Here is a 14,804-nt window from a genome sequence, read left to right on the forward strand (position 1 = left end):
CTCATTGACAGAAGAAAATGCTGAGCAGTCAGAGCAAGAATCACAGGGAATGAGTATGAGCATGTAACAATTTTATTCTCTGTTTTTGCCACTAATAAAATTAATATAGCCAAGAAGGAGTCAGTAAACTTATGAAAAAAGATACCATTACAATCAGCCTTGATGCTGAAAAACTGAGAGCAATCAAAAAATATATGGAAAAGAAAGAAGCGGATTTACAGAACGATATGGCAGAACAGCTCCAGAGGCTCTACGAAAAATATGTCCCTGCAAATGTCAGGGAATACATAGACGAGCGTGATGAAGAAGAAGTAAAGCCAGAAAAGCCGAAAAAGACCGCAAAAACAACAGCGGCTGCCGGATCAGTTCCAACCACTCAGAATGAAAACTAATTGATAACGCAGCATCAGCCTTTATTTGCCCTCGTGTCCGATTTTCCGTTATGGAGTAGGATAACTTTACCCTTGCCAGAAGTAAACCGAAATTTGAGCCGAATTTGGCAGCAGTTTAAACAACAGGATTGTACAAGGGGTTTTGTAGAATGAGATGGCAATCAGAGGTGGACTCCATATGATTCAGGTGCAGGATAAAGAGAGGTGGTCGCAGAGCGACCGCCTCTCACCCACATCGCCCGGCAGTGCCGAGCGTTTCAAAGTTATATGGCAGGTGGTCGGAAAAGCAGTTTTGTGACAGGAAGGTGGTCGGAATAAGGTGAAAACTGCTGTAATAGAGACTTTACAAGGTGGTTAGATGTGACACAAGGGAATTTTTCAAAGAAATTAAAAGAGAAATAAAAACATTGTTACCATTTGCAGGGAAATAGGTGGGCGTGTCGAATAGTTCATTATATGTAACAGAAAAATTTTGATTTAGAAAATATTTAATGATTGGTAATTGATGTGAATTGGTTTTAAAGGTATGGGTATCAGGCAAAGTTATAACAGCTTCGTGTTCAAGTCGTTTAGGTTAAAGCAGTAGAGATTTTATTAAAAATTGAGGAGATTTTTGTATGGGAAAGCACATTTTACTAGAAAAAGCTAAATGTTATGAAATTAATATGAGTCTACCAACTCCTGATAACTGTATATTCTTTTCTAGTATAGGATATTGGGTAAACAGTATTACGGGGAAACCGATGATGCAGGGTGATAATCCACGAAAACTTCAAAGTAAAAAACATGATATCGAAACTGGAGAAGATCAAAAGGGAGAATGACACGTATGTATACTTATGGGGAGGAAAATATGATGCCGGAACATTTTTTATTGAAGAAGGCCAAAATATATGAGGCAAAACCACAATTAACTGATATGAAAGGCTATAGTTTTCAAAAACAGTCTGGATATTGGATAAGAATTAACACAGGTTTACCAATGATGGCAGAAAACAATCCACTCAAATGTGGATCAAAAAAGGAAGATGTTGAAACTGGGGAGGATCATAAAGGTGAATGAAGTAGATCATTTAATTATTTCAAATACTATTGATTATTCTACGGATTTAATATGCATACAATTTCAAAAGCGTGGGTTAAATTATTTGAGAATAAATAGAGACAAATTCTTGGAATGCAATATTACTTACAGTATTCCTGATGATTCACTTATTGTAAAAACAACTGATGAAGAATATATCATATTTGGCGACTCGTTAAAATCTATCTACTTTAGAGCTCCAGTATTTTTAAGAAGTAGCAAGACATACAGTTTATCACAACAATTATATCGTAGTCAGTGGAGTGCTTTTATAAGAAATTTAATTGTCTTTGATAAATGCAAGTGGGTAAATCATCTTGTTTCAACGTATAGAGCTGAAAATAAAATGTATCAACTTAAAGTAGCAAAAGAGGTAGGATTTTTAATTCCGGATACTATTGTCGGGAATTGTTGTACGGAATTTATAAAAAGCAGCAATTTTTATATAGTAAAATCGTTAGATACCGCACTTTTTCATGATGGTAACAAAGAATTATTCACATATTCAACAAAAATATTAGGCTGCGAGCTAAATGATGCTGAACTACAAGAAGCACCTGTTATTATTCAGAAATATCTTGAGGATAAAACTGATATTAGAGTAACTATTGTTGAAGACCGGCTATTTCCTGTTAAAATAACGAAGGATAGCTGTGGTATTGAAGGCGATTGGAGGAAAATGTCAAAGGATTTATTAGAATATTCGCCCATAACATTGCCTACAGATATTGAAAATAAGATTCGAGAGATAATGAAAAGGTTAGATTTAAAATTTGGTGGTATGGATTTAATACTAAGTAATAATAATTACTATTTTATTGAGGTCAATCCAACAGGAGAATGGGGTTGGCTAAAATACGAATCAAAACTCGATATAGACATTGCAATAGCAGATTGCCTTAGTAATTAAGTTGGGGGATAATAACTTGAAAACAATTATATGCTTTATTAAAAGAGTTATATTTGCTGTATTTCCTTTCATACACAGTTGTATTGCAAATAGGAAAATTGAAAAGCAACTTGATAATCATGGTGATTTGGAGATAGCTCAGCCGTTGAATGTATTGCGAGCCGAATATGAAAGATCTCTGAAAGGAAAAGATAAGCTTGAGGATAAAGCTAAGTCTAATATTGTTGCAATAACAATTGCCATAACATTGATTATGGGTGCATCTAACACAATTAGTGGGTTGTTGAAAAATCCTTTATGGTTCTGGATGCCTGCTATTGCTGTTTTACTTTTTGTTGTGGCGGTAATCTACATGATTATAGCTGGAACATCCGCCTTTAAACTGCTTATGGACAAAAATGTTGTTTATTACGCTAAAGCTGATACTGATGATATAAAAGATTATTATATAAACAAGGAAGGAAATAATAAATATAATTTAATTAGAAATAACCTTATTAACACATCTTTTTGCTGTATTAGAAATGCGCTTATATGTTTATTTATTGTATTCACCCTTACGCTTATAAATCAATTTGAATTTGCTGATTCTATTACTGCTTCAAGTATGACTCAATTTTCTAATACGAGGATATATTATTCAAATTCTATTTTGCAAAATAAAAATTCTGAGAAGTTACGTTTGACAGCAGAAGATTTAATACATAATTATTATGATTTAGGTAAATTAAAAGTGGGAGAATACACAGGATTAATAGATCCACAGAATAAAGTTTTTGTTAAAGTTATTAGGCAAAGCGATGAAATAATTTGTGTTATGTCAATAGAATCTTTTATACAGTAAAATTGGTATTGTATTATTTTTTATAAATCATGAAGTGATATTAATGGTAAATTTAAAAAGTTGGATAATAGAAGTTTTCCTTGTATACCGGTATTGGTATTAGAAGTAGCTCTAGTTATGTAGATTTGTATGGATTATAGATTGAAAAATATTTTTATGCAATACTGAAAGGAAGTATTTCTGCGTCATAGGCATGGACTATGAATAAGGTCTTCTATTCCCAAAGTTGTTATGTAAGGTGTATTTTCAAGTTTTTTATTATAGCCATAACGGGAGATTATACCGTTTTCCTCGATTCCTCAGTATACGTATAATAAAACTCAATTAATATATAACTGAATACATATTTCGTAGCACTCAATGGAATTCACCCTAAGATTCCAAAGAGTGCTTTTTATATTCTTCAAACGATTGGAGGTGATATATTTGAACCAAACCCAACACAAATCCAAAAACAGAACCGCAGTCTGGCTCTACCCTGAAACCATAGTTCAGATGGATTCCTTACTTGATATGGACAACACAAAAAGCCGCAGTGAATTCATTGAAAAATCTTTGAAGTTTTACATGGGATATCTGACAAGTGAAAACACTTCGGAGTATCTTCCGAAAGTTTTGGTATCTGCGATGCAAGGGATTTTAAGAGAAACTGAAAACAGAAATTCAAGCAATCTTTTCCGCCTATCGGTTGAAATGTCCATGATGATGAATATTCTTGCGGCAGGGCTTGAAATCAGTGATGAAGACCTGAGAAAGCTTCGTGGCAGATGTGTAAATGAAGTGAAAAAGACAAAAGGAAAAATTAGCATAGAGGATGCAGTAAAATTTCAGCAGGGAATTGATGAGTAAAAGCAGAAAAGGAGATTTCGTATGCCGAGATTAATTTTGAAATGTCCGTATCTCAGAGGAGGCACTGTTAAAGCTTCGGCTCATTTATCAAACCTTGTGAATTATATTGCCGCCAGAAATGGTGTAGAAAAACTGACTGAGAAAAATAGAAATCTTCCTTCCACCGTAAAGCAGGCAAATCTGATAGAACAAATCATAAAAGAATTCCCCGGAACTAAAAATCTTTTTGAATATGAAGATTACATAAAAAACAAAACCATTGAGAATGCATCGGAGTTTATCTCAATTGCACTTGAGCAGAACCTTGATAAAATTGGACAGCGTAAAAATTATGTAGATTATATTGCAAATCGCCCAAGAGTTGAGAAAATGGGGACTCATGGTTTGTTTACAGGGGGAGATGATGCGATTGTACTCAGCAGAGTTGCGGATGAAGTAGCAAACCACACCGGAAACGTGTGGACTCCTATTATTTCATTAAGAAGAGAGGATGCCATTCGTACCGGATATGACAGAGCGGAGGTATGGCACAATATGCTTTCATATTTTGCACCGGAAATTGCAGAAAGCATGAAAATACCTATTCAGAATTTTAGTTGGTATGCAGCTTTTCATAATGAGAGCCACCATCCTCACATTCACATGATTTGTTACTCTGTAAATCCTGCTGATGGCTACTTGACCAAAAAAGGAATTGAAAGAATAAAGTCAGGGCTTGTGAAAAACATTTTTAAAAATGAAATGCAGATTAAATATGAAGAGCAGAGCCAGAGGCGTGACCAATTGAAAGCTGAGAGCCGGGAAACAATGCTGAAACTTATCTCTGAAATGAAGTCTGGAGCTATACATAATCCCAAAATAGAAGAATTATTCTTAAGCCTGTCAGAAAGGCTGAAAGTTACAAATGGTAAAAGGATATACGGATACTTGCAGCCAAACGTTAAAGCAATTGTTGATGAAATTATAGATGAGCTTTCAAAGGAAGAGGCAGTGGTTAAAGCTTATGAGTTGTGGTATGAAATGCGTGAGGAAGTGCTGCACAGCTATATGGATGAGCTTCCCGACAGGCTTCCGCTTTCTAAGCAAAAGGAATTCAAGTCCATAAAAAATATGATAGTTGCCGAAGCAGACAAAATCGCAAAGGGCGAACCAACATTTGAGGAAGTTGAAATTGCTGGGCCGGAGGATATTGATAGTTTCACTGAAATGGAAAGCTCGGAATTGATTGAGGGTTCTGAAACTACTCAATTTGAGCTACCTGACAATGAAATAGCTGATGATACTGATGCTGAATGTCATGACGTTTATGTAAAATGGACAGATGAATACAAAAAGGCTCGAGAGTATTTATTCGGAACGGAAGAAGCTCCACAGGATTTTGAAAAAGCACTGGAAATATTTCTGGTAGAGGCGGAGAATGGCAACGTTCTTGCAATGCATGACCTTGGAAGAATGTATGCAGACGGTCTTGGAGTGGAAAGTGATAATGGCAAAGCGAATGGATATTATACAGAAGCTCTTTCTGGTTTTCAGCAAGTGGAAGCTCAAAAGGTTTGGAAGTATACTGAATACCGCATCGGGAAAATGTTTGCGCAAGGTCTTGGGACAGAGCAGGACTATGAAACAGCAGCACAGTGGTTTGAATTATCGGCAGAAAAGAAATACAAGTATGCGCAGTATTCCCTTGGCGGACTGTATTATCGTGGGCAAGGAGTGGAGCAGAATTTTCAGACAGCATTTTCATTGTATTTAAGATCAGCGGAGCAAAGCTTTCCTTATGCAGATTATGAGGTTGCTAAAATGTATCGGGACGGTGTTGGTACAGAAAAGGATGCAGATAAAAGCAACAATCATTTCAAAAAAGCCTTTAGAGGTTTTGAAGCCTTGGAGAAGAACAGCCACGATGACAAATTACATTACCGGCTTGGATGGATGCTCCAGAATGGAATAGGTACGCATAAGGATATTTCACGTGCCAATGAATACTTTGAAAAGTCAGCTAAAATGGGTAACTTATTCGCCGGATATTCACTGGCAAAGCTGATTCTGGCAGAAGAAAATCCCAATCAGGAAGAATTAAAGGGCGCAATTCAGTACTTGCAAAAAGCGGCAGACAACGAAAATGAAATATGCAAACCAATCCGGGCATTAGCTCAGTATGTGCTCGGCAAAATTTATTTAGAGGGAAAGCATGTACCAAAAGACATTAATAAAGCAATTGTATATTTAACGCAGTCAGCCGAACAGGAAAATGAGTGGGCTGCTTATCAGCTCGGAAAGTTGTATTTGCTTGGGAAGGATGTTCCGAAAGAAACAGAAAAAGCAGTTGCCTATCTCACAAAGGCCACTGAACAAGGCAATCAATTTGCCCAATATATTCTGGGAAGGCTCTATCTACTTGGAAAAGATGTTCCTAAGGACAAAGAACTTGCAATAAAGTGGCTTACCATGTCAGCAGAGCAGGGGAATGAGTATGCGAAATTCTTTCTGGATAATATGGATAAGTTCAGAGAACCTTCTGTGGCACTCGGAATTTCGAGGTTGATGTATCATGTAGGAAGAATGTTTGAGAATAGTGTCACAATTGATAAATCTTCTGTAGGATTGAAAATTGACAGCAAGTTACTGCGAAAACTGAAGGCTAAAAAAGTGGCTCAAGGGCACAAGCAGGATGAATATGGACAAGGTATGAAATTGTGAGAAATAACAATATATGTATGTAGAAATGTTGAATTATGTTATACTAAAAAGGTAATTCAAAGCAGAAAAATTAATATTCTATGGAGATGAGCGATTTGTTTTCAGAAGATAGTTTAAAAGAGATATCAAGTATTTTTTGTGGAGATGTAGGTGGCTTTTACAACTATAAATCTGGCTCTAAACTTGTGCAATTTTTCAATCAATATTTCGCTTGCAATGATGTTTATGGTCAAGGGTTTCCATCACGTTGGGCATATGTGTATAACAAGATTATTGAGTTAAATAATAGCGGAAAAGTAAATGACTACTTCAACTTGATTTTGAGTAAGGAATATGTATTATCAGATTTAAGATGTACAGAAGTTGATGCAGTTTCACAATGTGCGAAAATCTTAATTGAGTTCAATAGAATTTTAAAACCTAATATGCTTACAATTACTCGCAAGGGAGATAGATATTTACTGGTAAAGGAAGATGCTGATTTGGAATTTGTTGGTGGTGGAGGATTTGCTAATGCTTATTTACAGAAATCAACTGGTAGAATTCTAAAAAAATTAAAAGAAGATTATCTTACAGATGCAGGTATTAGAAGCAGATTTAAACGTGAGTATAATATAACGAAAGAATTAAAGGACATAGCTACTATTATCAAAGTGTATGACTTTGACGAAGGCTCATGTCAGTATACAATGGAACGGGCAGAAAAGACACTTGAAAAGTTTATTCTGGAATCTGATTTAGACGAAAATTATAAAATAACTTGTATTAGACAAATACTACATACAATGAAACTCGTTCATGAACGCGATATAATTCACAGAGATATTAGTCCAAATAATATTTTTATTTTAAATGGAATGTTAAAAATAGCTGATTTTGGATTAGGTAAAGACCTTCATATGTTTACATCTCATAATACATTCTTAACAAATGCTGTTGGTCAGTTCCATTATTGTGCACCAGAACAATTTATGCTGCTTAAAGATGGAGATAAAAGAAGTGATGTATATTCATTGGGTAGGCTAATAAATTTCATTATGACTAAAAACTGTAATAACTATCATCACATTTTTAAATCTGTAACTGAAAAAGCAACCAATAATAATACTGCATTTAGGCAAGCAGACGCTGGAGTATTATTAAATTATGTAGAGAAGTGCCTTGAATATCACATAAAAAAGCAGAACAAAGAAGAAGTTAATAAAAAAATTCAACAAGGCATATTGGATGAAGATGTTGAAAGCTATATTTGCGAACTTACAGCGGAAGATATTTGCAAATTTCTTGTAAATAAGCAAAGTGGTTTTGAAAGAATTTTGCTTGCTTATATGCAACAAAATGAAACGCATGCAAATGATGTCATGCAAGGGATAGAAGGATGTTTCAGAGAAATATGTCGGCAGTTTGTGGATAATGATCCGATTGCCACTTTTTCGTATAACGTACTTGTATCAGATGCTTTTGGATTTGTAGTTAAGGAGTTAGCAGCAAATATGCTAAGATACGTTGCCTATGATGTTAATCGTTACTATGCTCAAGGATTAGTTGAAGATGCAAAGAAATATGGATTAGAGCCTATGATTGAAGATATTTTAGTATAAGTGGATTTTAATAACATTAACGTCATATAGAGAGGAGTGCTATAAATGGGAAGAGTTATATACCAAGGAAAAATAGATACTGACTTTGAGGGATTTAATGATAATGTGATATTCAAAATGGCTAATGATACATACTGGATTCAAGCTCAATATCATTATTGGTATCACTATGCTTACCGTCCGGATGCTTTAATCACAGAGGAGAACGGACGTAATATGCTAACTGTGGCTGGGAACTCTATTCCAGTTAGAAGATTGGACTCTGTCATTGAAAGCCAAATTGATGGGGAGTTTAATGGATGGGATGGTAGCAAGCAATATAAACTAGTAAATGGACAAGTCTGGCAACAAGCAGAGTATAAATACGAATATAAATATGCGTATCGGCCAGAAGTGATTGTCTGCGATGTGGGAGGAACATACATTATGTCAGTAGAAGGAACTACGGTTCCGGTCAGACGAATACGATAATATTAAGAGATATCTCTATATAAGACTTTGATATATCTAAGTATTCATAATTAATGACATATATGAACTTCCCGTGATTTAGCACATTATGTCTGATACAGTCTTTCAAAAATTGAAAGGCTATTTTTTTTACCCCGAAATCAAAATGTGAAAGTAGCCACCGATGAAGAAACAAGCTTAATTCTATGCCTAACCCCTATCATTCAAAACCAAACATCAACCCCACATTTGAAACGCCGTCCAATAAAAAGGACGGCGTTTCAATGTATCTAGAGCAAAAACAGTAAAGGAGGCAATCTATGAGTATATACATTCATTTTACAGAGGAACAAAAAGAACGGGCTAACAGTGTTGATCTTGAAGAGTTTCTAAGAAGACAAGGAGAAACACTGCTTCCATCCGGCAGAGAAAAAAGGCTGGAAAGCGATCACAGCATTACAATCCGGGGAAACGAATGGTTTGACCATGCAGCAGAAGAGGGCGGGCTTGCTATTGATTTTGTTCAGAAATTTTACGGATTATCTTTCCCTGATGCTGTAACAATGCTGCTTGGAGGAGAACAAGGAGAAATATATTCTAAAGCCAAAGGGAAAGAAGAAGTCAGAAAGCCATTTGAATTACCGCCTAAGAATAACGAAATGCGTAGAGTATTTGCTTACTTGATGAAACACAGGTTTATTGACCGGGATGTAATCAGCTTTTTTGTAAAGGAAAAGCTTATTTATGAAAGCAGAGAACTATCAGCAGATAAAACAAAAGAACATCACAATGCCATCTTCGTAGGATATGATGAAGACGGAGTTCCACGCCATGCTCATAAAAAAGGTATTTATACTGAAGGTAAAGGCTTCAGGGGGAATATCGACAGCAGTAATCCTTGCTATAGCTTTCATTACTTCGGAAGCAGTGACCGAATATATGTGTTTGAAGCACCGATTGATATGCTCTCGTTTATAACAATACATAAAAATTCTAATTGGAAGAAACACAGCTACGTTGCTCTTTGCGGAGTATCCGAGCAGGCATTGTTTAAAATGCTTGAAATCAATCCGAGTTTATCTCATGTGGTTCTGTGTCTGGATTATGATTCTGCCGGAATTGAGGCAAGCGAAAAAATTACAGACATATTAACTGAAAAAAACATTGGCTGTAGCAGGCTGAAATCCAATAGAAAAGATTGGAATGAGGATTTAAAAGCTATTCATAATATGCCATCTATTCCGGCAGAAGAGCATTCGAAGCATCTTCTCAAAGATGAACTGTGTAAAGAAATTCTGGTGCTTGTTAAAGGAGTTGAAACAATTGAAATAAATCATTCCGATGGTGAAAAATCTTTTAAAGAAGCACAACAACAAAATGGATCACAGGCTGAAGCTATTAAAACGGCATCAGCTATTTTTTTATGTCTTGCGTTAAAAGAATACAGGCAGCTTGAAAAAGCAATGACTGCCGAAAAAATTATCAGAAAAATGAGTAATGATTTTCGAGCATATCAAAACAGAGGAAGGTGGAATCCAACGCTTTCTGATATTGAAGCACAACTGTCAGCATTAAAACATCAGAGGGGAATTGTTTCTGAGTTAGAGAAGACTGCGATTGCAGAACATTATGAAAAAACGGCATTGGAACTTTTAAAATCAGTTATCCGGCTTGAGCTGACACAGCAAAAACAAGTTCAGGCTCCGATGTTGAAAATGGAATAACAATACGAGGCATGGGAAAGTCCTGTGCCTCAATTTATTGAGAGGTGAGAAAAAATGAATTCACAAGTATACATGTTAATAGCTGCCGCTGCTGTTATGTTTTCAGTTATCGGTGGTTTATCCCTACTTGCACATTATTATACCTTGAACGGAATCAAATCAAAAACTGTAGGAGATGGACAGCATGGGGTTGCTAGATTCGCAACAAAAAAGGAAATTGAAATAACTTATCATCATATTCCTTTTGACGTTAGAGCGTGGAGAAAAGGGCTGAATCTCCCAGCAGACGAAAATGGGAATGCAGTTCAGGGTCTGGTAGTGGGATGCACAGGAAGTAAAGGAGCTGTTACAGGACTGATTGATACAGGAGATGTGCATTGTCTGATGATTGGTGCAGCAGGTGTTGGTAAAACGGCATTTTTTCTGTATCCAAACCTTGAATATGCCTGTGCGAGTGGTATGTCTTTTATTACAACTGACACCAAGGGTGACCTCGCAAGGAACTATGGAATCATAGCAAAAGAAAATTACGGATATAATGTGGCAGTCATTGATTTAAGAAACCCAACAAGAAGTGACGGAAACAATCTTTTGCACTTGGTAAATAAGTATATGGATTTATACCGCGCAAATAATAATAACTTTTCAGCAAGGGCAAAAGCAGAGAAATACGCAAAGATTATATCAAAAACCATTATCTCAACGGATGGAAACAATGCTGCGATGGGACAGAATGCTTTTTTCGTGCGCCCTTAAGGACTTACTCATATCCTGCCTTTAGCAAGCAGTAGGTAAAAGTATCAACGTGAGAAATCACAACCTATCATCAACCGACTTATCCGAAAGGGAAACCGGACGGGGAGTGTAGCATGTCGGGTAAAGGCACAAGTCAACCAGCTATCAGGTTGCGACTTAGGGTCGGGTAATACCGGCGCCATAGTGCCAAGATGAAAATTCGTGTACGAGGATAAAAACTGGATTGATTAAAAGACAGCCAGAGGTCAGATATAGCGTTATCTGCAGCGGAAGATAGTTATTTACGCTGTGCATACGGCGATTGTATATAGGAGAAGTACAATTGCAGGATACTCTTATGCGACCAACCGTGAGAAACGGTAAATGGTGAACGTCATATCCGATAACACGAAACGCTAATATACGAGTAAGTCTAAAAGGGGATTTCCTAAGTCAGAATGCCTATTGAGGCTATGCAGAATAGGACTGCTGAATATCTGATATGGAAACACAGCTTCCATAGTAGTCCGAGGCGGTAATACCGTTCACATGGCGAAGGGAAGCAGTTTATCTTTTAATACAACAATGGAAAGGTGTGTGAGACATTGAGAAATCCTATTGATGTATTGAGAAATCTAAGTGAGAAGTCTCAAGACAAAAGCTATCGTTTTCAAAGGCTTTACCGAAATTTGTATAACCCGGAGTTTTATTACCTTGCCTACAGCAATATTTATACATCACAAGGGAACATGACGGCAGGGACAGACGGACAGACTATTGACGGCATGAGTACAGAAAGAATTGAAAAGATTATTTCTATGCTTAAAGACCACAGTTACCAGCCAAAACCGGCAAGAAGGGCTTATATCGAGAAGAAAAACAGTACTAAGAAGCGTCCTCTTGGTATTCCTTCTGCTAACGATAAACTGGTACAGGAAGTCGTTCGTATGATACTTGAAAGCATTTACGAACCTAATTTTTATGAGTGCTCTCATGGTTTTAGACCAAACCGCAGTTGCCATACAGCACTAAAGCACATTGATATTAATTTCAAGGGTGCGGTATGGTTTATTGAGGGTGACATTAAAGCATGTTTTGACAGCTTTGACCACCATGTCATTATCAATCAGTTGAGAAAACGTATTGATGATGAATATTTAATCGCATTGATATGGAAATTCCTAAAAGCAGGCTATATGGAACAGTGGCAATATAATAATACCTATAGCGGAACGCCACAAGGGTCAGGAGTAAGTCCTATTTTGGCAAATATCTACCTTGATATGTTGGACGAATTTATTTTGGACTACAAGAAACAATTTGATATCGGAGATAATAAACACAGAAAATGTAGTGCTGAATATGCGTCTGCAAAATATAAACATGATAAGGCTAAAGAAAAATATTCATCTATCTGGAATCAAATGAGTGATGATGAGAAATTAACAGCCTCGAAGGAGATAAAACAGTATAAGCTGGAAACCTTAAAATATCCATATTTAACTCAATGCGACACAAACTACAAGCGTATGCAATACTGCCGTTATTGCGATGACTTTATTATTGGAGTAATCGGAAGTAAGAAAGATGCTGAAAAAATCAAAGCAGATATAAAGACTTTTCTTGACGAGAGGTTGAAGCTTGAAATGTCGCTGGAAAAAACAAAAATAACGCATACCTCAAAATTTGCTAGATTCCTTGGATATGATATAACAATTTCAAGGAGCAACAGCACAAAACGTAATAAACAGGGTGTGCTGAAAAGAGAATTTAAAGGACGTGTTAATTTATACGTTCCTCATGAAAAATGGGTAAACAAGCTGAAAGAGTATGGGGCTATAAAATTCAAGAAAGACAAAGACGGTAAGGAAATATGGAAAACGATACACCGTGGTAAGCTGATAAATCACCGTGATATTGAAATAATCAGCAAGTACAATTCAGAAATAAGAGGATTGTACAATTACTACTGTATGGCAAATAATGCTTCTGTAATTGGCAAGTTTGCCTATTTCATGGAATACAGCATGTATAAAACCTACGCAAATAAATATAGAACAACAATGACCAAAATCATCACAAAATATGAGAGGGATAAGAAATTTGTAATCCCTTATGAAACTAAAGCTGGCATGAAGCTATGTGAATTCTATAATAAAGGATTCAAGCGTATTAAAAAAGCCGGACTTGATATTGACACTCTACCTTCATACATAAGATATGATAGACCGAACAGCATAGCGACGCGGCTAAAACGAGGAGTGTGCGAATTATGCGGACAGAAGTCCGATAGTATCAGAATGCACCATGTTAGAAAGCTCAAAGATTTAAAGGGCTGTCCTGAATGGGAGCAGGTCATGATAAAAATGCGTAGAAAATCCCTAGCTGTATGTAAGAATTGCCATGAAATAATACACGAATAGTCTTACTTAGACTGGATAAATGGAGAGCCGTATACGCCGAGAGGTGTACGTGCGGTTCGGGAGGGAGTGAGCCTGAAACCTACCGCAGAAATGCGAAAAGGCGCAGGACTTGCTTACCTCATTATGATGCAGCAGAAGGACTTCTTACTTCGGTTATTCTTCTGATAGCAGAATATCTCCCACCTACAACAGAAGATGGTCGATTGGTTGATAAGAGGCATATAATCTCTGCTTTTAAAATGGTTCAAGATTTAATGGCACCAAGTAAAATAAAAGGGAAAAGCCAGTTTCAATTATTGATGGACAAACTTCCGTCAACTCATAAAGCAAAGTGGTTTGCAGGAGCAGCACTCAATTCAGCAGAACAGGCAATGGCATCTGTTCTTTCAACAGTACTCTCAAGGCTCAATGCATTCCTTGATTCTGAGATGGAACAGATTCTTTGTTTTGATACTGCAATTGATGCAGAAACCTTCTGTAACGAAAAGTCGGCAATCTTTCTTATACTCCCGGAAGAAGATAACACAAAGTATTTTATGGTATCGCTGTTCCTACAGCAGTTCTATCGTGAAATGCTGACAGTAGCTGATGAAAACGGAGGCAAGCTGCCAAACCGTGTGATGATTTATGCAGATGAAATTGGAACCATTCCTAAGATTGAATCTTTTGAAATGATGCTGTCTGCAGGAAGATCCAGAAGAATATCAGTAGTGCCGATAATTCAATCCTTTGCACAGCTTGATAAAAATTATGGCGCGACTTGTTAGTCAGCAACCACTATCCTATAGGATTAAGCCCTATAGGCGTTAGACCGTGTAGTGTTAAAATGGCTGGACAAAGTAATTTGTCTAACTGTAACTTCGATAGGTGGAATGATGGAGTAACGCCCCGAAACGCCTACCCTGATACTCCGATTGGCGTTGCAAGATAGTAATTGCAGGGTCAAAAGCTCGGTGAAGTCGACTGAATGCACTCGCTATATCGACAACGGTAAAATGTAAATGTATCGTTATGGCAAAAGCAAGCCAGAGGTGGCTGTGGGTGTTAGGTCGGGGGTCTACAAAATATCTATGGTGAGAATGAATGAAAATT

General features: G+C 36.6%; 11 protein-coding genes and 2 pseudogenes. All 13 read left to right on the forward strand.

The features are described from left to right. Positions 1 to 131: 131 nt before the first annotated feature. Positions 132 to 392, forward strand: a complete 261-nt coding sequence (locus LY28_RS18365; protein ID WP_110463626.1) for a DUF6103 family protein — start codon at positions 132 to 134, stop codon at positions 390 to 392. Positions 393 to 1,009: 617 nt separating this feature from the next. Next, the gene (locus LY28_RS18370; protein WP_110463627.1) at positions 1,010 to 1,216 is read left to right on the forward strand and encodes a hypothetical protein; all 207 of its coding nucleotides are present in this window, start codon (positions 1,010 to 1,012) and stop codon (positions 1,214 to 1,216) included. A gap of 5 nt (positions 1,217 to 1,221) precedes the next feature. After that, positions 1,222 to 1,455, forward strand: coding sequence for a hypothetical protein (locus LY28_RS18375; protein WP_133250212.1), 234 nt, complete (start codon positions 1,222 to 1,224; stop codon positions 1,453 to 1,455). After that, on the forward strand, positions 1,448 to 2,386 hold the full coding sequence (locus LY28_RS18380) for a hypothetical protein (protein ID WP_165835629.1): 939 nt from the start codon (positions 1,448 to 1,450) through the stop codon (positions 2,384 to 2,386). Before LY28_RS18375 ends, LY28_RS18380 begins: the two co-directional genes overlap by 8 nt. 16 nt (positions 2,387 to 2,402) lie before the next feature. Continuing rightward, positions 2,403 to 3,230: a hypothetical protein gene (locus LY28_RS18385; RefSeq protein ID WP_110463630.1), complete on the forward strand. Its 828-nt coding sequence runs from the start codon at positions 2,403 to 2,405 to the stop codon at positions 3,228 to 3,230. Positions 3,231 to 3,656: 426 nt separating this feature from the next. Further along, the gene (locus LY28_RS18390) at positions 3,657 to 4,079 is read left to right on the forward strand and encodes a hypothetical protein (protein ID WP_242981425.1); all 423 of its coding nucleotides are present in this window, start codon (positions 3,657 to 3,659) and stop codon (positions 4,077 to 4,079) included. A 21-nt stretch (positions 4,080 to 4,100) separates the two neighbouring features. Next, entirely contained in the window at positions 4,101 to 6,779 is a 2,679-nt protein-coding gene (mobP3, locus tag LY28_RS18395) for a MobP3 family relaxase (RefSeq protein ID WP_110463631.1), read from the forward strand. A gap of 95 nt (positions 6,780 to 6,874) precedes the next feature. Further along, entirely contained in the window at positions 6,875 to 8,380 is a 1,506-nt protein-coding gene (locus tag LY28_RS18400; protein ID WP_110463632.1) for a protein kinase domain-containing protein, read from the forward strand. 45 nt (positions 8,381 to 8,425) lie between these two features. Then, complete coding sequence (locus tag LY28_RS18405) at positions 8,426 to 8,851, forward strand: hypothetical protein (RefSeq protein ID WP_110463633.1); 426 nt, start codon at positions 8,426 to 8,428, stop codon at positions 8,849 to 8,851. Between the two features lie 299 nt (positions 8,852 to 9,150). Further along, positions 9,151 to 10,554 carry a DUF3991 and toprim domain-containing protein gene (locus LY28_RS18410; RefSeq protein WP_110463634.1) on the forward strand — a complete coding sequence of 468 codons (1,404 nt, stop codon included), beginning with the start codon at positions 9,151 to 9,153 and terminating at the stop codon, positions 10,552 to 10,554. A 54-nt stretch (positions 10,555 to 10,608) separates the two neighbouring features. Further along, a pseudogene (locus LY28_RS18415) lies at positions 10,609 to 11,298 on the forward strand (type IV secretory system conjugative DNA transfer family protein); the annotation flags it as partial. 596 nt (positions 11,299 to 11,894) lie between these two features. Then, positions 11,895 to 13,712, forward strand: coding sequence for a reverse transcriptase/maturase family protein (locus LY28_RS18420; RefSeq protein WP_110463635.1), 1,818 nt, complete (start codon positions 11,895 to 11,897; stop codon positions 13,710 to 13,712). Positions 13,713 to 13,831: 119 nt separating this feature from the next. Then, a pseudogene (locus LY28_RS18425) lies at positions 13,832 to 14,467 on the forward strand (type IV secretory system conjugative DNA transfer family protein); the annotation flags it as partial. Positions 14,468 to 14,804 lie beyond the last annotated feature (337 nt).

Origin of the sequence: Ruminiclostridium sufflavum DSM 19573, from assembly GCF_003208175.1 — a bacterium.
Lineage (GTDB): Bacteria > Bacillota > Clostridia > Acetivibrionales > DSM-1351 > Ruminiclostridium > Ruminiclostridium sufflavum.

Bases quoted from the DNA above. Each gene is read 5' to 3' on its own strand.
- LY28_RS18365 (WP_110463626.1), top strand. From the start codon at position 132: ATGAAAAAAGATACCATTACAATCAGCCTTGATGCTGAAAAACTGAGA.
- LY28_RS18370 (WP_110463627.1), top strand. From the start codon at position 1,010: ATGGGAAAGCACATTTTACTAGAAAAAGCTAAATGTTATGAAATTAAT.
- LY28_RS18375 (WP_133250212.1), top strand. From the start codon at position 1,222: ATGTATACTTATGGGGAGGAAAATATGATGCCGGAACATTTTTTATTG.
- mobP3 (WP_110463631.1), top strand. From the start codon at position 4,101: ATGCCGAGATTAATTTTGAAATGTCCGTATCTCAGAGGAGGCACTGTT.
- LY28_RS18405 (WP_110463633.1), top strand. From the start codon at position 8,426: ATGGGAAGAGTTATATACCAAGGAAAAATAGATACTGACTTTGAGGGA.
- LY28_RS18410 (WP_110463634.1), top strand. From the start codon at position 9,151: ATGAGTATATACATTCATTTTACAGAGGAACAAAAAGAACGGGCTAAC.